Genomic DNA, 20913 nt, shown 5'->3' with positions numbered 1-20913 from the left:
TGTAGCAGCTGACGAGTGAAACGAGGCTGCGATCTTTTGATCTTTAAAAGCAAAGATCGCAGCCTCGTTTCACTCGACAGCTCCTACAGGGTTGCGGTGTCCGATAGGACCGGACACCGCGATGTTGCGTATTACGAACCGATGTAAGAGGTCTTCACGACCGTGTAGAACTCTTGCGCATAGCGACCTTGCTCACGTGATCCATAGGATGAACCTTTACGCCCACCGAATGGAACGTGGTAATCCACGCCCGCCGTCGGCAGGTTGACCATCACCATCCCGGCCTGGGAGTGGCGCTTGAAGTGGTTGGCGTACTTCAACGACGTGGTGGCGATGCCCGCCGACAGACCGAATTCGGTGTCGTTGGCCATGGCCAGTGCGGCGTCGTAATCGGCAACGCGAACGATGTTGGCCACCGGGCCAAAGATCTCTTCACGGCTGATGCGCATTGCGGCTTCGCTGTCGGCAAACAGCGTCGGCGCGAGGTAGTAGCCTTCGGTATCGCAAGTCACCAGACCGCCACCGCTGACCAGACGTGCACCTTCGGACTGGCCGATGTCGATGTACTTCAGGTCCTGTTCCAGCTGGGCTTGCGAGACGACCGGACCGATGTCGGTGCCGGTTTTCAGCGCGTGGCCGACCTTGATCGACTTCATGCGCTCGGCCATGGCTTCGACGAATTTGTCGTGGATGCCGGCAGTGACAATGAAGCGGCTCGAAGCGGTGCAACGCTGGCCGGTGGAGTAGAACGCGCTCTGCACCGACAGCTCGACCGCTTGTTTGAGGTCGGCGTCGTCGAGAATGATCTGCGGGTTCTTGCCACCCATTTCCAGCTGAACCTTGGCCTGGCGCGAGACGCAGCTGACGGCGATCTGGCGACCGACGCCGACCGAACCGGTGAAGCTGATGCCGTCGACTTTCGGGCTCTGCACCAGCGCATCGCCCACCACACGACCGCTGCCCATCACCAGATTGAACACGCCGGCCGGGAAGCCTGCGCGGGAGATGATTTCAGCCAGCGCCCAGGCGCAACCCGGCACCAGATCGGCCGGTTTCAGCACGACGCAGTTGCCGTAGGCCAGGGCCGGAGCGATTTTCCACGAAGGGATCGCGATCGGGAAGTTCCATGGCGTAATCAGGCCAACAACGCCCAATGCTTCGCGAGTGACTTCGACGTTCACACCCGGACGCACCGACGGCAGGTAGTCGCCGGACAGACGCAGGCATTCACCGGCGAAGAACTTGAAGATGTTGCCGGCGCGGGTCACTTCGCCGATGGCTTCGGGCAGGGTCTTGCCCTCTTCCCGAGCGAGCAAGGTGCCGAGTTCTTCGCGACGGGCGAGGATTTCGGTACCGACTTTATCCAGCGAATCGTGGCGAGCCTGAATGCCCGAAGTGGACCAGGCCGGGAACGCGGCGCGCGCGGCGTCGATGGCGGCGTGGACTTGGGCCAGATCAGCCTTGGCGTAGTCGCCGATGGTATCGGTCAGTTCGGACGGGTTGATGTTGGCGCAGTAATCACTGCCCGCTACCCATTCGCCGTTGATGTAGTTATCGAAACGCTTTGTATCTGCCACTAGAAGATCTCCTCACGCAAAAGGCCGCTGATTGCTCAGCGGCCTTGTTTAATCGTTTTTACTGCGCGCCCTGCTTGTCGATCAGCGCGGCCAGAGCTTCGTACTCTTCTGGCAGCAGATCGGTCAGCGGTGCACGCACAGGACCTGCGTCATAGCCGGCAATTTTTGCCCCGGCCTTGACGATGCTTACCGCGTAACCGGCTTTGCGGTTACGGATGTCCAGGTACGGCAGGAAGAAGTCGTCGATGATCTTGCCGACGGTGGCGTGATCTTCGCGGGCAATGGCGTGGTAGAAATCCATCGCGGTTTTCGGGATGAAGTTGAACACCGCCGAGGAGTAGACCGGTACGCCCAGCGCCTTATAGGCAGCGGCGTACACTTCGGCAGTCGGCAAACCACCCAGGTAGCTGAAGCGATCACCGAGGCGGCGACGGATCGACACCATCAACTCGATATCGCCCAAGCCATCCTTGTAGCCGATCAGGTTCGGGCAGCGCTCGGCCAGGCGTTCCAGCAGCGGCGCGGTCAGGCGGCAGACGTTGCGGTTGTAAACCACCACACCGATTTTCACCGATTTGCACACAGCTTCAACGTGGGCGGCAACGCCGTCCTGGCTGGCTTCGGTCAGGTAGTGCGGCAGCAGCAGCAAACCTTTGGCGCCCAGGCGCTCGGCTTCCTGTGCGTATTCGATGGCTTGGCGAGTCGAACCACCCACACCGGCCAGAATCGGCACGCTGGTTTCGCAGGTGTCGACGGCCGTCTTGATGATTTCCGAATATTCGCTGGCCGCCAGAGAGAAGAACTCACCGGTGCCGCCCGCGGCGAACAACGCCGTGGCGCCGTATGGGGCCAGCCATTCGAGACGCTTGATGTAGCCAGCGCGATGGAAATCGCCCTGGGCATTGAAATCGGTGACCGGGAAAGACAGCAGGCCAGAAGAGAGGATGGACTTCAGTTCTTGTGGATTCATTATTCGAACACCCTGGGTAGCGACGTTTGTGTGAGAAAAGCGTTCAGCCTGTGGCCGAGTTGTAGGTCATCGTACAACTTAAATAATAACCGTCAACTGCATTTCATCGGTGTGCCCGGAATTTGTGTCGGAAAGGGATTTTCTTGACGTAGGAAGTTTCTCGCCTAAGCTTTGAATAACTGTATATACATACAGTTATTTTGAACCGTACCGACGACATATCAAGGAGCCAGAAATGTCAGGTCTACACACTCAATCGCAGGAAAACCCCGAACAGATCATCGCTAATTTGGATGATCTTTTTACCAAAGACGGCATCGCCGTCACCGCCAACAGTTCGCTGATGCTGCAGCTCGGCGAACATCACGACGCACCTCAAACACCTCACGCTACGCCTGGCAAAGCCTTGAAAGGCAAGCCTCAGCTGAAGTTCGAAGGCGGCGAGCACACAGCCATCGGTGACAGCACCCTGCTGCGTTTCATCAAGGACGCGCCTGCTGTCCCGGCTTCGCAGGTGGAGTTGCATCTGCCGAATGGACTGGCGCTGACTTACGGCCAGATCATCGCCCTGGGTGGCGATTTTTACGGTATTCCCGATCAACCGGTCAGCGAAGGCGCCGCCCCTGCCGATCGCATTCAGCGATTTATCAATGCCTTCAACTCGCTGGCTGTTCTGCCTGCGTCCAATGCCGAAGCCAAGCTGATCCTCGGCGTCATGCAAAAGGAAATCGCCGCCGTTAAACAGGCGATCAAGGACGACAAGCAACCTCATGAGGCGTATGACGCCCTCGGAGATACGTTGTCCGAAGAGTGGAACAAAATCACTGGCGGCGGCAGTTTCGTTTCGGCGCTGTTTCCATTGGGGCGCTATCTGAAACTGGCCGCCAACAATGCCGATCACTTTGCCGAGTGGGCGCTGCTGGCGTACATCGCCGGGCATGCCGCGGCGCTGCAACAAGCGGTCAAGGCTCATAACAGCGGCGATGAAAAGCAGCTGGAACTGGCCTACGCAATGAACGCGTTTGCCGATCATTACCTGACCGATCTGTTTTCCGCCGGCCACTTGCGCGTGCCGCGTAAACAGTTGGCAGCGGTGGTGACGCCGAGTGATCTGGGCTCGTTGATTACCCGCTTCATGCACGACGAAGACAGCAAGTTCGGCCTCAACGTGCGCAACGGCAACCGCGATCAATGGCGGGCGTACGGCGACAAACGCTACTTCGACGCCCTCTCCAGCGCCAATCGCGTCCAGGTTAATCAGGCGGTCCAGGTGTCGGCGGACGAAGTATTTGCCGCGTACCTCACCGGCACAGCCCCGGCGCCCGGCAACTTCGGCGCCTTGAAAAAGACGCCGGATCTGCAAGCCGTGCTGAACCTGGCGAACAACTTTTCACCACTGTTCCGGGTTGAAGGCAGCAAGGTGCTGCGGCGCAAGGACGTCAACAACCTGAACGACACCGCCACCGTTGATGACTGGTGGGGCTGGAGCACTTACTTGCTGCTCAAGGACTACAACCCCACTGGCAACGTGGCCTGATAAGGAGATCGATGATGACTGTCAAATTGAAACTGGAACTGGCGTCGGGGCAATCGCTGAAGGGTGCGCCGTTGGAGTTGTTGTCCAAGGGTGTGGTGATTGGGCGGGCGATGGTGGATGAGCGTGGGGATGTGACGTTTGATGCCAAGCCCGGGGTGGCTGAATTGGCTGTGCGGGTGGATCGTTCGATTCTGCGCTCAGGCTGACAATTAAGTATTAAAGCTGCCGGCCCAATCGCTAGCAGGCTAGCTCCCACATTTATCGAGGGTGAACACCCATAGTGGGTTCACTTGAGATCCACTGTGGGAGCTAGCCTGCTAGCGATGGCTATCTGTCAGGCAACCATCCTCCAGCCTGGAAACCTAACCCCGCTGCGCCTCAGCCTCTTCATGCGCATGGCGCAGCCGCTCGCGGCTATTGGTCAAATGCAAACGCATCGCAGCCCGCGCCGCATCCGAATCCTGGCGTGCAATCGCGTCGTAGATCTCTTCGTGCTCACGGCTCAGACGATTCATGTAGTGCTGCTGATCATCATGGGCCAGGCGTGCGGAGTTGAGGCGGGTGCGCGGAATGATGCTGGTGCCCAGGTGGGTCATGATGTCGGTGAAGTAGCGGTTGCCGGTCGACAGGGCGATTTGCAGGTGGAACTGGAAGTCCGACGCCACGGCATCGCTGGCGTGGGAGACGCTTTCATTCAGCGCGTCCAGCGCGGCCCTCATCAGACCAAGCTGCTCGGGGCTGCGACGTTGAGCCGCGAGGCCGGCGGATTCCACTTCGAGGCTGATGCGCAGTTCCAGGATCGCCAGTACATCCCGCAGGGTAACCACAGTGGCCGGGTCGATACGGAAACCGCTCGGGCTCGGGGTGTCGAGCACGAAGGTGCCGATGCCGTGGCGGGTTTCCACTTGGCCAGCGGCCTGCAAACGGGAAATCGCTTCGCGCACCACGGTGCGGCTGACGCCATGGGCATCCATGATTGCCGACTCGGTGGGCAATTTGTCGCCGCGCTTGAGGTGGCCGTCGCGGATCTGCTCGGACAGCACCGTCACCAATTCCTGTGCGAGGCTGCGGCGCTTGCGAGGGAGGCGTGGTGCGTCGATCGGGTTTTCCATGGTGAACGTCTGTCTCGAAAATTGCGGCTGAAACCGCATCATAGCTCAACGCGGTTGTACGATCACCATCACCCCTTTTGTAGGAGCGAGCTGTGTTCATGCGGTCACGGTTTGGTCCACCAAATGCCCATTTTCAATGCGCACATGCCTTGGGTGGAAACGCTTCAGACTGCTGCGATGCCCGACGCTGACAATGCTCAGCCCCGGAATCTCATCGATCAACGCCTGATACAGCGACGCTTCATCCTCTTCGTCCATCGCCGACGTCGCTTCATCCATGTACAGCCACTGCGGTGCATAAAGCAGCGCACGGGCGAAGGCCAGGCGTTGCTGTTCACCCGGCGACAGCATGCGCTGCCAGTGATTGGCTTCGTCCAGACGTGCAACGAGGTGCGGCAAGCGACAAGTTTCCAGCACGTGAACATAACGCTCGTTCGGATAGGTCTCGCCGGCCTGTGGATAACTCAAGGCCTCGCGCAACGTACCGATCGGCAGATACGGTTTTTGTGGCAGGAACAGATAACGCGCCGTCGGCAGACGAATGCTGCCGTGGCCCGCCGGCCACAGATGCCCCATCGCCCGAAACAACGTGGACTTGCCACTGCCGGAACGGCCACTGATCATCACGCGCTCGCCCTCCTCCACGGTCATATCGGCGTTGGTCAGCAGGTGACGGTCATCTGCGAGGTCGAGGCCCAGGTTATGCACTTTCAACGCCGAGCCTGAATTCTGCACGTCGATCGCGGGTTCGCGCTCTTCGTTGTCGGTCATGGCCTGACGGAAACTCAGCAGACGATCACAGGTGGCCCGCCACGACGCGAGGTTCTGGTAGGCACTGATAAACCAGCTGAAACTCTCCTGCACATTGCCGAACGCCGAACTGATCTGCATCAGCTCGCCGAGTTCGATCTTGCCGGACAAGTAACGCGGCGAAGCGACGATGAACGGAAAGATGATGGCGGCCTGTTGGTAACCTGCGGTAAAGAACGTCAGACGCTTGGACACCTTCATGATGTCCCAGAAGTTGTGCCAGACCATCCCGAAGCGGTTGCTCAAGCGACGGTTTTCATTGGGCTCGCCGTTGTACAGCGCAATGCTCTCGGCATTCTCGCGAATCCGCACCATGGAGAAACGCAGATCGGCTTCGAAACGTTGTTGCTGGTTATTCAGGCCGATCAAGCGACGACCGATCAAATGTGTCAGCCAGCTGCCGATCACGGCATACACCAGCACACACCAGAACATATAGCCGGGAATGGTAAAACCAAACACTTCGATACTGCCCGACACGCCCCACAGAATGATCGAGAACGACACCAGGCTGACAATATTGCGCAGCAATCCGATGCCCAGTTCCAGAGTATTAGAGGTGAAGTTGTTGAGGTCTTCGGAAATCCGCTGGTCCGGGTTATCGGTGTAACCGCCCTGCTCCAGCTGGTAGTAATTCTTGTTGCCGAGCCAGCGGGCGAAATGCTTTTCCGTGAGCCAGGCACGCCAGCGAATGGTCAGCATCTGGGTCAGGTAGAGCCGGTAAACGGCACCGACAATCGCCACCGCTGCAATCCCGCAGAAATACAGAATCAGCCGCCAGAACGCCGCTTCGTCTTTTTGCTGCAGCGCGTTGTAAAAATCCTTGTACCAGGTGTTGAACCACACCGAGATCCCCACGCTGACCAGGGACAACACAATCACCGCAATCAGCAGCGTCCAGGCCTTGACCTTCTCCTCGCTGCGCCAGTAAGGCGTGATCATCGCCCAGACTTTTCGAAAAAACTGCCCGCGCACAGCATCGTTGACCGCGGAATACTCAGCGTTCTGATTCATGGAAAAGGCTCGATAAAGAAAAGAACACACACGAACCGATCATAGATGATCGGTTCGGGTTATCGCGAGGGCTGGCGATAATCGTTCAGCGTCCGTTCAGCGGCGGACCGGGCGCTTCTGCAGTTTGCGCTGCAGGGTGCGACGGTGCATGCCCAGGGCGCGGGCGGTGGCGGAGATGTTACCTTCGTGTTCGGTGAGCACGCGCTGGATGTGTTCCCACTGCAGGCGGTCCACCGACATCGGGTTTTCCGGCACCAGGGTATCGAGGTCGGCGTGTTCGGAGAGCAGCGCGGCCAGCACGTCATCGGCGTCCGCCGGTTTGCACAGGTAGTTGCAGGCGCCGCGCTTGATCGCCTCGACGGCGGTAGCGATGCTCGAATAACCGGTGAGGATTACCACGCGCATTTCCGGGTCGAGTTCGAGCAGTTTAGGCAGCAACACCAGGCCTGAGTCGCCGTCCATTTTCAGGTCCAGTGCGGCGTAGTCCGGGATATCAGCCTGGGCGATGACCAGCCCTTCTTCGGCGGAACCGGCGGTGCTTACCCGAAAACCACGGCGGGCCATGGCGCGGGCCATCACGCGGGTAAAGGTTGCATCGTCGTCTACCAGCAGCAAATGCGGCAGTTCTTCGCCTTCAACTTGGATCTCGTCACTCATGTTCGTCTCCTCGGGCGACACGGGGCAGGCGCAGCTCGGTGAGCGTGCCGCCTTCCTCATGACTGTAGAGTTTCACTGAGCCGCCGGCGCGTGTCACGCTGGCCTTGCTCAAAAACAGGCCCAGGCCGAAACCTTTGCCCTTGGTGGTAAAAAAAGGTTTGCCGATCTGTTCGGCAATGGCCAGTGGCACACCGGCGCCGTGGTCGCGAATGCTGATCGTCAGGTCCTCGGCATTCCAGTCCAGCGTCACCTGCAACCCTTCTGGACAGGCATCGGCGGCATTGTTCAGCAAATTCAGCAGGGCTTGCGTCAGGTCTGGCGGCGGCGCCATGCGCGGCACGGTGCCTTGGCCCAAGCGCTGGAAGCGGTAACTGGCTTCCGGGCGCATCAGGTGCCAGCGGTTCAATGCTTCGTCGAGCCAGTCGGTGACGTCCTGCATCTCCACCGCCAAGCGGCGATTGGCCTCGGCGGCGCGCACCAGTTGCTGCAAGGTCTCTTTGCAGAGTTTGACCTGATCCTGCAACACGCTCAAATCGTCCTGCAACAACGGGTCGGGATGGTCCTGGCGCATTTCCTTGAGCAGCACGCTCATGGTCGCCAACGGCGTGCCCAACTCATGGGCCGCCCCCGCCGCCTGAGTCGCAACGGCCAGCAATTGCTGGTCGCGCAGGCCTTCTTCACGGCGGATGGCGCGCAATTCCTCCTGACGGCGCAACTCTTCGGCCATGCGCGCGGCGAAGAACGTGATGACCGCTGCGGCGAGGGCGAAACTCAGCCACATGCCGTAGACCTGCAGATTTTCCCGGGCGATGGGGAAGGTTTCCAGCGGATAGAACCGCGCCAGCAACAACGTATAAAGCGCCAGCGCGATCCCGGACAGAATCACCGAATAGCGCCATGGCAACGTCACGGCGGCGATGGTCAGCGGCACCAGGTAATAGGAGACGAACGGGTTGGTCGAGCCACCGGAGAAATACAGCAAGGCACTGTGGATAAACAGGTCGCAGGCCAGTTGCAGAGCATATTCCAGCTCCGTCACCGGCCACGAGGTACGCAGACGAACCGCGGTGAACGCGCACAGCAGCGTTGAACAACCCAGGGTCATTGCCAGTTGCACCCACGGCAACGGCAGCAGATCGAACCAGTAGGCCAAGCCCACGGAACCGGCCTGGGCGGCGAGTACTAAAGTGCGGATGAACGTGAGCCGCCAGAGGTTCTGGCGAGTGGCGGAAGTGATTTGAACGGGGGCGAGCATGAGCTCTCCTGATGAGCGCTCCAGGCGGATCGCACGGAGTATAACCAAGCACGGGGGCTGGCAGGCAAAAGTGCGGCAAACAGCCACATGCCCCCAGCCTCCCCTCCGCCCTTGTAGCAGCTGCCGAAGGCTGCGTTCGAGCGCGCAGCGGTCGCAATCGGTCTGACGCGTTTTTCCTGCAGAACTGAGGTCTCAGGTTTTACGACCGCTGCGCGCTCGAACGCAGCCTTCGGCAGCTGCTACACAGGAACGCGTCGATCTGTATAGAAGTTGTAACTGTGCGAACCGGATCATTAAAGCTAGAGTCTGATGGTTTCACGCAGGCTCGGACCTTAACCCCTGCGCACCGCCCAAGGAGTTTTCATGCACAGTTTCCGCCGCAGCGCCGCCCTTCTTGCCCTTAGCGTTGGCACCGTCGCCAGCCTCCCGGCCCTGGCCGCCGACGAGCTTCATTACAATCAGATCGCCCTGCGTGCCGAAGTCAGCCAGGAAGTCGCTCGCGACCTGATGATCGTGACGCTCTACACCGAAGAACAAAACACCGACCCGGCCAAACTCGCGGCCGACGTCAGCACCACCATGAACAAAGCGCTGGCCCAGGCCAAACAGGTCAAGGAAGTCACCCTGCGCCAGGGTAGCCGCAACAGCTACCCGATCTACGACACCAAGGGCCAGAAAATCACCGGCTGGCGTGAACGCGCCGAACTGCGCCTGGAAAGCTCCGACTTTGCCGCGCTGTCGAAACTGACCGGCGAACTGCTGACCGACCTGAAAATGGGCGGCATGGATTTCGCCATCGCCACGCCAACCCGCAAGGCCAGCGAGGACGCGCTACTTAAAGAAGCCGTCACCGCCTTCAAGGCCCGCGCGCAGCTGGCGACCGACGCCTTGGGCGGCAAGGGTTACAAAATCGTCAGCCTGAACCTGAATAGCAGCGGTTATCCACAACCGTACCTGCGCGGGCCAATGATGATGAAAGCGGCCGGCATGGACGGCGCACCGGTGACGCCTGAAGTTGAGGCCGGCACGAGCCAGGTCGGCATGACAGCGGATGGGGCGATTGAAGTGTTGATGCCTTGATTCGATAACTCGTACAAAAAAACGGCGATCATCGAAATGGTCGCCGTTTTTTATTGCCCGCCAAAAGTCAGGTGAACCCGTCAGTTTTTGTGGTGAATGATCTACCGCCATCGCCAGCAGGCTGGCTCCCACAGGGGTCGAGTGTGTAGACGGATTTTGTGTACGGCAAAGATCAAATGTGGGAGCGAGCCTGCTCGCGATGAACGATTACGCGGTCTACGCCGGATCGACGTTATCCAATGCCCGGTTCACCGCCAACTCCGCCAGCATGATGATCTGCTGAATAGCCAACACCGTATTGCGCTGCGGGCCGATCAGGTTCGCGGCGAAATCACTGGCCATGACACTCTCGGAAGCCAATGACTCGCAAGCTTGTGCCAGGAGACTTTCGCTATCCATGTCCGGGGCGATCATGAACATGGTGCTGGGACGGCGGGGTTTGAGGGCGTATTGGTCGGGGGGATCGAGGTAGTAATCGAGGGCGCGTTTTATGGCTTCGCGGTCCCTGAGGAGCGCTTCGGCTTCGGTGGATTCGGGATTAGGAGTGGTGGTGTTGACGGGTGGATCGGGGACAATTTTGTTCATTTGATTTCCCTGTTCATTTTGGGAGCCATCACTTTTCGTTTCTCACACGAAAAGTGGTGGCAGCTATGTGCAGGGTGAGAAAACCGGGAACAGAGAACCGGCCGGACCGAAGTCCGCCCGCACACAGCTGCCATAGAGCATTGCAGGCAGCGAATAGCTGGCGGCAATTATGGTGATGCTGGCGCTAGATTCATACATATCTGTTACCGGGTTCTCACACCCGATCGCTGAGTTTTTCAGCGACAGCCAGAGGTTAGAGACACTGCTTCCTACCCGGCAACCTGAAAAATGCGTGGGAAAGCGCTGCGTTTTTTTACACATCGTTCAACACAAAAATGGAACGCGAAGCGTCCCGGGCTGCATTCCCACGCAGAGCGTAGGGAACGATCAATCGGGGGAAGGAGAAAGAGATTGGTTGGCTGTCGGGACGCCATCGCAGGCAAGCCAGCTCCCACAGGGAACGGGGTACATCCGCAAAATACAGGTCGGCTGTCAGGCCGCCATCGCAGGCGAGCCAGCTCCCACAAGGATTGGGCGTGCACTCGCTTCTCACCACTCAACAGGCCGAGCGTTAGCTCGCCTGCAGCTGTTGATCTTGATCCACCCGCCCCGTCGGGAGGCTGAGTGGAGGTGTTCATCCGGGGAGTGGCGCGCAGCGCCGTTCGACGCAGTCGAACACGCTGCATGTAGGTGCAGCGAAGCCAACCGGAGGGCAGTGTCCCCGGATGGATACCGGAGCGAAGGAACGCCGAGCCTAGGCGAGGGGCCGGACGTTGGGGCGAAGACCTTTGCTTCCTTTGGGGCGTTTGCCAAAGGGAGTCGCCGTAAGGGCGAAACCGCCAGCAGCCGTTACCGCAGGATTGGATATGTACACCTGAAAGAGACTGGTCGGCTATCAGGCCGCCATCGCGAGCAGGCTCACTCCCAACATCTGACACTCTCCAGAAATTGCTCATTTATCAGACATTCAAAATTGTGAAAAAACCAAAAGCGCCACCGCAAGCAACAAAGGGTTGCACCCCAGGTACTACCAACACGCCAACGCAGCCCCCCACCAAATCCCAAATCCAAAACCCACCCACAGATGTCCACCGACAAACAGTAACGAAACAATCTGCCCCCACAGACACAACATCCCTTTAAACAACAACCACCTACCCACCAAACTGGAACTCAATCTCATTCACGCCCGCACTGCCCATTCACACCCCTCGATGATGGGTATAAATAAGTAACACCGCGCTCCAATCGAGTGCGCAAGAGGTTCAGAACGCCCCTCGCAGGTGCGCCGATTGCACCGAAAAAACCCTGCGCAAACGGTCAAATGCGCATGAATTTATACATATGCGACATTAAGGTACGTTCGTGCCACCGTTTAACGCTTGTGGTCGCTCAGGATCTTGCAATGGGTATGGCCCCTGCATAAGTATCCGCAGGCACGACTCACGAGGTCGTCCTCTAATTCCAAAAATGACAACAAATCATGAGGCCAACATGCTTAAACACGCGGTCATTCCGTTTTTAGTCGGCGCAGGCTTGTTAGCCTCCGCACCTTTCGCCCAAGCGGCGACTAACCTGGTGTTTTGCTCCGAAGGGAGCCCGGCCGGTTTTGATCCTGGTCAGTACACCACCGGAACCGACTTCGACGCCTCTGCAGAAACCATGTTCAACCGCCTGACCCAGTTCGAGCGCGGCGGCACCGCTGTGATTCCTGGTCTGGCGACCAAGTGGGACATCTCCGATGATGGCCTGACTTACACCTTTCACCTGCGTGAAGGCGTCAAGTTCCACACCACTCCGTACTTCAAGCCGACTCGTGAGTTCAACGCCGACGACGTACTGTTCACCTTCAATCGCATGATTAACAAGGATGATCCGTTCCGTAAGGCGTACCCAACCGAATTCCCGTACTTCACCGACATGGCGATGGATACCAACATCACCAAGATCGATAAAGTCGACGATCACACCGTCAAGTTCACCTTGAAAGAAGTTGATGCCGCGTTCATCCAGAACATGGCCATGAGCTTCGCGTCGGTCCAGTCCGCCGAGTACGCCGCCCAGCTGCTGAAAGAAGGCAAAGCCGCCGACATCAACCAGAAGCCGGTCGGCACTGGCCCGTTCGTGTTCAAGAGCTACCAGAAAGACTCCAACATCCGCTACACCGGGAACAAAGACTACTGGAAGCCTGAAGACGTCAAGATCGACAACCTGATCTTCGCGATCACCACCGATCCGTCAGTGCGCATTCAGAAGCTGAAAAAGAACGAGTGCCAGATCACTCTGTTCCCGCGCCCGGCCGACCTGGCAGCGCTCAAGGCCGACAAAACCCTGAAGATGCCTGATCAGGCTGGTTTCAACCTGGGCTACATCGCCTACAACGTGATGGACAAGGTCAAGGGCAGCAACGAGCCGAACCCGCTGGCCAACCTTAAAGTCCGTCAAGCACTGGACATGGCCGTCAACAAGCCAGAAATCATTAAATCGGTGTATCAGGGCGCTGGCCAACTGGCCGTTAACGCCATGCCGCCAACCCAGTGGTCTTACGACACCACCATCAAGGACGCGCCGTACAACCCTGAGAAAGCCAAAGAGCTGCTCAAGGAAGCTGGCGTCAAGGAAGGTACCGAGATCGTCCTGTGGGCAATGCCGGTACAGCGTCCGTACAACCCGAACGCCAAACTGATGGCCGAGATGCTGCAGTCCGACTGGAAGAAGATCGGCCTGAACGTCAAGATCACCAGCTACGAATGGGGCGAGTACATCAAGCGTTCCAAGGGCGGTGAAAACCAGGCGATGATCATTGGCTGGAGCGGTGACAATGGTGATCCGGACAACTGGCTCAACGTTCTGTTCGGCTGCGACTCGCTGAGCGGCAACAACTTCTCCAAATGGTGCGACAAGAAGTTCGACGGTCTCGTCAAAGAAGCCAAGCGCACAACCGACCAGGGCAAGCGCACCGAACTGTACCAACAGGCGCAACACGTCCTCAAAGACGCTGTTCCGATGACACCTATCGCTCACTCGACGGTGTTCCAACCCATGCGCGACAACGTGCAGGACTTCAAGATCAGCCCGTTTGGCTTGAACTCCTTCTACGGCGTCAGCGTCAGCAAATAAGGTTTTGCAACGGCGACGTCTTTAACGTCGCCGTTGCTTTATCTGCCGAGAAAGTAGGAAACCGCCTACATCCAATTCCGTCGCGGAAGACCGCCGTGGCGTCGGATGCGTTGCCTTTTCCCACAAGTCTTTCGGACTCTACGCATTTACTGCCAGACCTACGGCTCCTACCGTCGGGATCTGACCAGTGCATGCGTGGGTTCTCGGTTTTGCTGCATGCCATGGTTTGAACTCAGTGGTGCCTCCACGTCCGCGGACGGGACGGCGGCTCATTGAAAACACTTAGCGAACGAGAAAAGGGAGCGTCATGCGCCATACCTTGGTTTTATCCGCATTGCTGGGCACCGGCCTGTTGGCCGCCACTTCCATCAGCCAGGCCGCCAATAACAGCCTGGTGTTCTGTTCCGAAGGCAGCCCCGCTGGCTTCGACACGGCGCAGTACACGACATCGACCGACAACGATGCCGCCGAGCCGCTGTACAACCGATTGGCAGAGTTTGAAAAAGGCGCCACCAACGTCGTACCAGGCCTGGCGACGAGCTGGGATATTTCCGAGGACGGCCTCAAGTACACTTTTCACCTGCGCGAAGGGGTGAAATTTCATACGACCAAGTACTTCACGCCGACCCGCGATTTCAACGCCGACGACGTGCTGTTCACGTTCAATCGCATGCTCGATCCGCAGCAACCTTTCCGTAAGGCTTATCCGACCGAGTTCCCGTATTTCAACGGGATGAGCCTGAACAAGAACATCGCCAAGGTCGAGAAGACCGGGCCGCTGACGGTGGTCATGACGCTCAACAGCGTCGATGCCGCGTTCATCCAGAACATCGCCATGAGCTTCGCCGCCATTCTGTCCGCCGAATACGCCGACAAACTGCTGGCAGAAGGCAAGCCGAGCGACATCAACCAGAAGCCGATCGGCACTGGCCCGTTCGCGTTCAAGAGCTACCAGAAAGATTCCAACATCCGCTACACGGGCAACAAGCAGTACTGGGACCCGAGCCGGGTCAAGCTCGACAACCTGATCTTCTCGATCAACACCGACGCTTCGGTACGTGTACAGAAGCTCAAGGCCAATGAGTGCCAGATCACCCTGAGCCCGCGCCCCGCCGACGTACCAGCGCTGAAGAACGACCCGGCACTCAAGCTCATCGAGAAGCCTGGTTTCAACCTTGGCTACATCGCCTACAACGTCCGGCACAAACCGTTCGACCAGCTCGAAGTGCGTCAGGCGCTGGACATGGCGGTGAACAAGCAAGGCATTCTCAACGCGGTGTACCAAGGCGCCGGGCAACTCGCGCAAAACGCCATGCCGCCGACCCAATGGTCTTACGACGACACCATCAAAGACGTCGCCTACAACCCGGAAAAAGCCAAGGAATTGCTCAAGGCGGCCGGCGTGAAGGAAGGCACCGAGATCACCTTGTGGGCGATGCCCGTGCAGCGCCCTTACAACCCGAACGCCAAGTTGATGGCCGAGATGCTCCAGGCTGACTGGGCAAAAATCGGTCTTAAAGTGAAGATCGTCAGCTACGAATGGGGCGAGTACATCAAGCGCACCAAGAATGGCGAACACGACGTCAGCCTGATTGGCTGGACCGGCGACAACGGGGACCCGGACAACTGGCTCGGCACGCTTTACAGCTGCGACGCCATTGGTGGCAACAACTACTCCATGTGGTGCGATCCGGCTTATGACAAGTTCATCAAGCAGGCCAAGGTCGTCACCGACCGCGACCAGCGCACCGTGCTCTACAAACAGGCGCAGCACTATCTCAAGCAACAAGTGCCGATCACGCCTATCGCCCATTCGACGGTCAACCAGCCGTTGAGCGCCAAAATCGAAGGATTCAAGGTGAGTCCATTCGGTCGTAACGTGTTCTCGGGCGTCAGTATCGACCAATAACCGATTAGCCAGAACGCTGGGGGCGCATTGCGCCCTCACGCAAGCGTATTGCCTTAATTCGCCAATTCGGCCTACAGCAAACGTTTGCGAAGCCTTGTATGAGTCCTAAACCAAATAGCCGGATCACCAAAAAAGACCGGCATTAAAAAAAAGAAAGTAAGGAGCTTCACCCATGAAACTGAGCAGCACCGCGTTATTGGCCCTGGCCATCAGCAGCGTAACCGCCACGGCTTACGCAGAAACCCAAAGCCAGGCGTTCACCCCGGTTACCGTGAAAGAGAAAAGTGCCCAAAGCGAAGCCACTGGCTTTGTTGAAGGCCAATCGATCACCGGTTCCACGCGTAACTGGTATGCGAATGAGTCGTTCAAGCGGGGCGCGACGCTCAACTATCGTAAAAATGGTGAGACTCGTACGACTGACCGTCGCATCAACTGGGTTCAAGGCACGATCATCAAGTACAACTCGGGCTTCACCGAGGGTACTGTCGGTTTCAGCACCGAAGTGGCGGCGTACAACGCCATTGCTCTGGACCGCGATCGCAAAGACCTCGCATCCGGTAACGGTGGTGCTCCCGAGCCAGGTCGTGGCGGCCGTGGCAACAACCGTACTTTGACTGAAAATGGCGGTGACGCTGTTGATCAGTGGAGCAAACTGGGCCTGGCCAACGTCAAGGCACGTTTCTCCAACACCACGCTGACGGCCGGTCGCCAGAACTTCAGCAGCCCGCAAGTGGATGTCATCGGTAACCGTCCACTGCCTTCGAGCTTTGAAGGTGTCAGCCTGCACAGCGAAGAGCTGGAAAACCTGTCTTTTGACATCGCCACCTTCGACCGTAACTCCCCGCGTACCGAACAGAGCCAGCGCAAGTTCCGTTCCGAATACGGTGACGGTACCGCTGAAGCCGATCACGTCAACACCGCCGGTATCACCTACACACCTTTCGCCAGCCTGACCACCAGCCTGTGGGGCACCCAGGCAGAAGACCTGTGGAACCAGTACTACTTCGGCGCCACCCACGTTCTGGGTGACAGCTCGGTACTGAGCCTGACCACCGGCCTGAACTACTACAAGACCGTTGATGAAGGCAAAAAGCTGCTGGGCGAAATCGACAACGACACCTACTCCCTGTCGCTCGGTTTGACTCACCAGGCACACAGCCTGACCTTCTCGTACCAGGAAGTGAACGGTAACGAGTACTTCGACTACCTGCACGAAACCAACGGCATCTACCTGGCCAACTCCCTGCTGTCGGACTTCAACGGCCCGAACGAGAAATCGTTCCAGATTGCTTATGGTCTGAACATGGCTGAATACGGCGTTCCAGGCCTGAAGTTCAACATCTACCAGGCTCGCGGCTGGGGCATCGACGGTACCCACTATGCCGGCGGCGGTTACGACGGCGTGCAGTCGATGGACGGCGAAAACCACTATGAATACGGTATCGGTACGTCGTACGCCGTGCAGAGCGGGCCGCTCAAGGCCACCACTGTTCGCGCGACCTACACCGCTCACCGCGCCAGCGATAACCAGGCGGATGGCAGCCTCAACGAGTTCCGTCTCGTGACCACCATCCCGTTCAACATTCTGTAATACACCTGCCGAACGGCTGATTCAGTGACGAATCGGCCGTTCGGCTTTTGTCCTTTAACCGATTGCAGAGGGTTCTTGATGAAAATGCTTCCCCTACGTGCGGCCATCGCAGCCGCGTTGCTGAGTGTCGCTGTTGGCGTCTCGGCCAAACCCCTGGTGGTCTGCACCGAAGCCAGCCCGGAAGGCTTCGATATGGTCCAGTACACGACTGCAGTCACAGCCGATGCGGTGGCCGAAACCATCTTCAATCGCCTGGCGGACTTCAAGCCCGGCACCACTGAAGTGATTCCGGCACTGGCCGACTCCTGGGACATCAGCGAGGACGGTCTGACCTACACGTTCCACCTGCGCAAAGGCGTCAAGTTTCACACCACCGAATATTTCAAGCCGACTCGCGACATGAACGCCGACGACGTGGTCTGGAGCTTCCAGCGTCAGCTGGACCCGAACCACCCATGGCACAAACTGTCGAGCGTGGGCTTCCCGTACTTTGAAAGCATGGGCTTCAAGGAACTGCTGAAAAGCGTCGAGAAAGTTGACGACAACACCGTCAAATTCACCCTGACCCGCCGCGAAGCACCGTTCCTGGCCGACATCGCCATGGCCTTCTCCTCGATCTACTCCGCCGAGTATGCCGACCAGCTGCTCAAGGCCAACAAGACCGGCGACCTGAACAACAAGCCAGTCGGCACCGGCCCGTTCATTTTCCAGCGCTACGCCAAGGACGCCCAGGTTCGCTTCAAGGCCAACCCGGACTACTTCCGTGGCAAGGCGCCGGCTGATGCGTTGATCCTGGCCATCGCCACCGACAACAACGTGCGCCTGCAGAAGCTGAAAGCCAACGAATGCCAGATCGCGCTGTACCCGAAACCGGATGACATCCCGAGCATCAAGAGCGACACCAAGCTGAAGGTCGATGAGCTGAACGCGATGACTGTCGCGTATATCGCCATCAACACCACGCACAAATACCTGAGTGATGTGCGCGTGCGTAAAGCCATCGACATCGCCTTCGACAAGGAAGCGGCCGTCAACGCGCTGTTTGGCAAAGGCAATGCGACCGCTGCGGTCAACCCGTTCCCGGACACGCTGCTGGGTTACAACCACACCCTGAAGAATCCGGCCCGCGACCTCGACAAGGCCCGCGCCCTGCTCAAGGAAGCCGGCGTACCGGAAGGCACGGTATTCACCCTGTTCACCCGCAATGGTGGGGGTGCGACCAACCCGAACCCGATGCTCGGCGCGCAGATGATGCAGGCCGACCTCGCCAAAGTGGGCATCAAGATCGATATCCGCGTGATGGAATGGGGCGAAATGCTCAAACGCGCGAAAAACGGCGAGCACGATATGGTATCCGCCGGATGGGCGGGCGATAACGGCGACCCGGATAACTTCCTGACGCCTATGCTCAGTTGCGAAGCCGCGAAGAACGGCGAAAACTACGCGCGCTGGTGCAATGAAAAGTTCCAGACCCTGATCGATCAGGCCCGCGAAAAAACCGACCCGGCCGAGCGAGCAGCGCTGTACGAACAGGCTCAGGTTATTTTTAACCAGGACCAGCCATGGATCAGCATCGCTCACACTAGAATGTTCACCGCAATGCGCAACAACGTAGAGGGCTACCACATTAGCCCCCTCACCACTAATAACTTCGCCACCACCCAGGTGAAGTAGATAAGAAACTACCGGCATTCCTGACCCAGGAATGCCGGGCACGCCTAACCGGCTGATGAGGTACACCACAAGATGTTTAGTTTTATTGCCCGCCGATTGGGGTTATTGATCCCCACATTCTTCGGCATCACCTTGCTGACTTTCGCGTTGATTCGCATGATTCCTGGCGACCCCGTGGAAGTGATGATGGGCGAACGTCGGGTCGACCCCGAAATGCACGCTCAGGCAATGGAACGCCTTGGCCTGAACAAACCGCTGTATGCCCAGTACCTGGACTACATCGGCAAGTTGGCCCACGGCGACCTTGGCGAATCCCTGCGTACCCGTGAAAGTGTCTGGACCGAGTTCAGCTCTCTATTCCCCGCGACCCTGGAACTGTCCATGGCCGCACTGTTGTTCGCCGGCATCCTGGGCCTGTTGGCCGGGGTGATCGCGGCACTCAAGCGAGGATCCCTGTTCGACCACGGGGTGATGGGCATCTCCCTGGCGGGATATTCGATGCCGATCTTCTGGTGGGGCCTGATCCTGATCATGTTCTTCTCGGTGTCCCTGGGCTGGACCCCGGTGTCCGGGCGGATCGATTTGCTCTACGACATCGAGCCGCGGACCGGCTTCATGCTGATTGACACGCTGCTGGCCGATGACGTCGGTGCGTTCTTCGATGCCCTGCATCACCTGATCCTGCCGGCCATCGTGCTTGGCACCATTCCGCTGGCGGTGATCGCGCGGATGACCCGCTCCTCGATGCTCGAAGTGCTGCGTGAAGACTACATCCGTACCGCTCGCGCCAAAGGCCTGTCGCCGTCGCGCGTGGTCTTTGTTCACGGCCTGCGCAACGCACTGATCCCGGTACTGACCGTGGTCGGCCTGCAAGTCGGCACATTGCTGGCCGGTGCGGTCCTGACCGAAACCATCTTCTCCTGGCCCGGCATCGGCAAATGGCTGATCGAAGCCATTGGCGCACGGGACTATCCCGTGGTGCAGAACGGCATCCTGTTAATCGCCTGCCTGGTGATTCTGGTCAACTTCGTGGTGGACATCCTCTACGGCTTTGCCAACCCACGCATTCGTCACCAGCGCTGAGATCATCATGACCATGACCACTCCAGCTTCAACTACAAATCAAGCGGTAACAGTCGATCAAAGCCTGCTGTATCCGTCTCCGTACAAAGAATTCTGGCAAGCGTTTTCCAAGAACAAAGGTGCCGTTGCCGGCCTGATGTTCATGCTGCTGGTTATTTTCTGCGCAATCTTCGCGCCGTGGGTTGCTCCGCATAACCCGAGCGAGCAATACCGTGACTTCCTGCTGACCCCGCCGTCCTGGCTGGAAGGCGGGCAGATCCAGTTCCTGCTCGGCACCGATGAGCTGGGTCGCGACCTGCTGTCGCGCTTGATCAACGGTTCGCGCCTATCCCTGCTGATCGGCTTGTCGTCGGTGGTGATGTCGCTGATTCCGGGCATCCTTTTGGGTCTGTTCGCCGGCTTCTTCCCGAAACTGCTCGGCCCGACCATCATGCGTCTGATGGACATCATGCTGGCCCTGCCGTCGCTGCTGCTGGCCGTGGCGATTGTCGCCATCCTCGGCCCTGGCCTGATCAACACCATCATTGCCATCGCCGTGGTTTCGTTGCCGTCCTATGTTCGTCTGACCCGCGCCGCGGTGATGGGCGAATTGAACCGCGACTATGTGACCGCCGCGCGTCTGGCCGGTGCCGGTCTGCCACGCCTGATGTTCGTCACCGTGCTGCCCAACTGCATGGCGCCGCTGATCGTTCAAGCGACCTTGAGCTTCTCCTCGGCGATCCTCGATGCCGCGGCACTGGGCTTCCTCGGCCTTGGCGTACAACCGCCAACCCCTGAGTGGGGCACCATGCTGGCTTCGGCACGCGACTACATCGAACGCGCCTGGTGGGTCGTCAGTCTGCCTGGTTTGACCATTTTGCTCAGCGTGCTGGCAATCAACTTGATGGGCGACGGTCTGCGCGATGCGCTGGACCCGAAACTCAAGAACGCCGCCTGAGG

At 58.6% G+C, this 20913-nt stretch carries 16 protein-coding genes; 9 read left to right on the top strand and 7 right to left on the bottom strand.

Annotated elements, in window-relative coordinates; translation table 11 throughout:
* Nucleotides 1-131: 131 nt before the first annotated feature.
* Together ACA072_RS04205 and kdgD are read right to left on the bottom strand one after the other, a co-directional pair.
* Nucleotides 132-1577, bottom strand: coding sequence for an aldehyde dehydrogenase family protein (locus ACA072_RS04205; RefSeq protein WP_497623335.1), 1446 nt, complete (start codon nt 1575-1577; stop codon nt 132-134).
* Between the two features lie 58 nt (nt 1578-1635).
* On the bottom strand, nt 1636-2547 hold the full coding sequence (gene kdgD, locus ACA072_RS04200; protein ID WP_046052865.1) for a 5-dehydro-4-deoxyglucarate dehydratase: 912 nt from the start codon (nt 2545-2547) through the stop codon (nt 1636-1638).
* 235 nt (nt 2548-2782) lie between these two features.
* On the opposite strand from kdgD, the gene ACA072_RS04195 reads away from it, so the two are divergent.
* Together ACA072_RS04195 and ACA072_RS04190 are read left to right on the top strand one after the other, a co-directional pair.
* Nucleotides 2783-4084: a phospholipase gene (locus tag ACA072_RS04195; protein WP_497623334.1), complete on the top strand. Its 1302-nt coding sequence runs from the start codon at nt 2783-2785 to the stop codon at nt 4082-4084.
* 14 nt (nt 4085-4098) lie between these two features.
* Nucleotides 4099-4290 (top strand): hypothetical protein, encoded by a 192-nt coding sequence (locus ACA072_RS04190; RefSeq protein ID WP_497624943.1) that lies wholly within the window; start codon nt 4099-4101, stop codon nt 4288-4290.
* 156 nt (nt 4291-4446) lie between these two features.
* Here the strand turns inward: ACA072_RS04190 and ACA072_RS04185 are convergent, their stop codons facing one another.
* The 4 genes from ACA072_RS04185 to ACA072_RS04170 all read right to left on the bottom strand — a co-directional run bounded on the left by ACA072_RS04185 (nt 4447) and on the right by ACA072_RS04170 (nt 8932).
* Complete coding sequence (locus tag ACA072_RS04185; protein WP_497623333.1) at nt 4447-5196, bottom strand: FadR/GntR family transcriptional regulator; 750 nt, start codon at nt 5194-5196, stop codon at nt 4447-4449.
* A gap of 96 nt (nt 5197-5292) precedes the next feature.
* Complete coding sequence (locus tag ACA072_RS04180) at nt 5293-7020, bottom strand: ABC transporter ATP-binding protein/permease (RefSeq protein ID WP_497623332.1); 1728 nt, start codon at nt 7018-7020, stop codon at nt 5293-5295.
* 96 nt (nt 7021-7116) lie between these two features.
* Nucleotides 7117-7677, bottom strand: a complete 561-nt coding sequence (locus ACA072_RS04175; protein ID WP_109627955.1) for a response regulator transcription factor — start codon at nt 7675-7677, stop codon at nt 7117-7119.
* Nucleotides 7670-8932, bottom strand: a complete 1263-nt coding sequence (locus tag ACA072_RS04170) for an ATP-binding protein (RefSeq protein ID WP_403101124.1) — start codon at nt 8930-8932, stop codon at nt 7670-7672. The genes ACA072_RS04175 and ACA072_RS04170 overlap by 8 nt, the downstream gene beginning before the upstream one ends.
* A gap of 363 nt (nt 8933-9295) precedes the next feature.
* Between ACA072_RS04170 and ACA072_RS04165 the strand changes: the two genes are divergently transcribed.
* Complete coding sequence (locus ACA072_RS04165; RefSeq protein ID WP_497623331.1) at nt 9296-10012, top strand: SIMPL domain-containing protein; 717 nt, start codon at nt 9296-9298, stop codon at nt 10010-10012.
* Nucleotides 10013-10228: 216 nt separating this feature from the next.
* Here the strand turns inward: ACA072_RS04165 and ACA072_RS04160 are convergent, their stop codons facing one another.
* Nucleotides 10229-10597, bottom strand: coding sequence for a DUF6124 family protein (locus tag ACA072_RS04160; RefSeq protein ID WP_497623330.1), 369 nt, complete (start codon nt 10595-10597; stop codon nt 10229-10231).
* Between the two features lie 1494 nt (nt 10598-12091).
* Here ACA072_RS04160 and ACA072_RS04155 point away from each other — a divergent pair.
* From ACA072_RS04155 to ACA072_RS04130, 6 genes are all read left to right on the top strand, one after another.
* Nucleotides 12092-13717 carry an ABC transporter substrate-binding protein gene (locus tag ACA072_RS04155; protein ID WP_438658028.1) on the top strand — a complete coding sequence of 542 codons (1626 nt, stop codon included), beginning with the start codon at nt 12092-12094 and terminating at the stop codon, nt 13715-13717.
* Nucleotides 13718-14024: 307 nt separating this feature from the next.
* A complete protein-coding gene (locus ACA072_RS04150) occupies nt 14025-15626 on the top strand; it encodes an ABC transporter substrate-binding protein (protein ID WP_497333386.1) in 1602 nt (533 codons plus the stop codon).
* A gap of 172 nt (nt 15627-15798) precedes the next feature.
* Nucleotides 15799-17217, top strand: a complete 1419-nt coding sequence (locus tag ACA072_RS04145; RefSeq protein WP_497623329.1) for an OprD family porin — start codon at nt 15799-15801, stop codon at nt 17215-17217.
* A gap of 78 nt (nt 17218-17295) precedes the next feature.
* Nucleotides 17296-18891 carry an ABC transporter substrate-binding protein gene (locus tag ACA072_RS04140; protein ID WP_497623328.1) on the top strand — a complete coding sequence of 532 codons (1596 nt, stop codon included), beginning with the start codon at nt 17296-17298 and terminating at the stop codon, nt 18889-18891.
* 72 nt (nt 18892-18963) lie between these two features.
* A complete protein-coding gene (locus tag ACA072_RS04135) occupies nt 18964-19974 on the top strand; it encodes an ABC transporter permease subunit (protein WP_007900379.1) in 1011 nt (336 codons plus the stop codon).
* 7 nt (nt 19975-19981) lie between these two features.
* Nucleotides 19982-20911, top strand: coding sequence for an ABC transporter permease subunit (locus ACA072_RS04130; RefSeq protein WP_371922044.1), 930 nt, complete (start codon nt 19982-19984; stop codon nt 20909-20911).
* Nucleotides 20912-20913: the final 2 nt, after the last annotated feature.

Source organism: Pseudomonas sp. LBUM1656, assembly GCF_059716065.1.
This window is presented reverse-complemented; position numbering and strand designations above follow the sequence as displayed.

Excerpts from the sequence above, each read along its gene's own strand:
- kdgD (WP_046052865.1), bottom strand. The coding sequence starts at position 2,547 with ATGAATCCACAAGAACTGAAGTCCATCCTCTCTTCTGGCCTGCTGTCT.
- ACA072_RS04195 (WP_497623334.1), top strand. The coding sequence starts at position 2,783 with ATGTCAGGTCTACACACTCAATCGCAGGAAAACCCCGAACAGATCATC.
- ACA072_RS04190 (WP_497624943.1), top strand. The coding sequence starts at position 4,099 with ATGACTGTCAAATTGAAACTGGAACTGGCGTCGGGGCAATCGCTGAAG.
- ACA072_RS04185 (WP_497623333.1), bottom strand. The coding sequence starts at position 5,196 with ATGGAAAACCCGATCGACGCACCACGCCTCCCTCGCAAGCGCCGCAGC.
- ACA072_RS04180 (WP_497623332.1), bottom strand. The coding sequence starts at position 7,020 with ATGAATCAGAACGCTGAGTATTCCGCGGTCAACGATGCTGTGCGCGGG.
- ACA072_RS04175 (WP_109627955.1), bottom strand. The coding sequence starts at position 7,677 with ATGAGTGACGAGATCCAAGTTGAAGGCGAAGAACTGCCGCATTTGCTG.
- ACA072_RS04170 (WP_403101124.1), bottom strand. The coding sequence starts at position 8,932 with ATGCTCGCCCCCGTTCAAATCACTTCCGCCACTCGCCAGAACCTCTGG.
- ACA072_RS04165 (WP_497623331.1), top strand. The coding sequence starts at position 9,296 with ATGCACAGTTTCCGCCGCAGCGCCGCCCTTCTTGCCCTTAGCGTTGGC.
- ACA072_RS04160 (WP_497623330.1), bottom strand. The coding sequence starts at position 10,597 with ATGAACAAAATTGTCCCCGATCCACCCGTCAACACCACCACTCCTAAT.
- ACA072_RS04155 (WP_438658028.1), top strand. The coding sequence starts at position 12,092 with ATGCTTAAACACGCGGTCATTCCGTTTTTAGTCGGCGCAGGCTTGTTA.
- ACA072_RS04150 (WP_497333386.1), top strand. The coding sequence starts at position 14,025 with ATGCGCCATACCTTGGTTTTATCCGCATTGCTGGGCACCGGCCTGTTG.
- ACA072_RS04145 (WP_497623329.1), top strand. The coding sequence starts at position 15,799 with ATGAAACTGAGCAGCACCGCGTTATTGGCCCTGGCCATCAGCAGCGTA.
- ACA072_RS04140 (WP_497623328.1), top strand. The coding sequence starts at position 17,296 with ATGAAAATGCTTCCCCTACGTGCGGCCATCGCAGCCGCGTTGCTGAGT.
- ACA072_RS04135 (WP_007900379.1), top strand. The coding sequence starts at position 18,964 with ATGTTTAGTTTTATTGCCCGCCGATTGGGGTTATTGATCCCCACATTC.
- ACA072_RS04130 (WP_371922044.1), top strand. The coding sequence starts at position 19,982 with ATGACCATGACCACTCCAGCTTCAACTACAAATCAAGCGGTAACAGTC.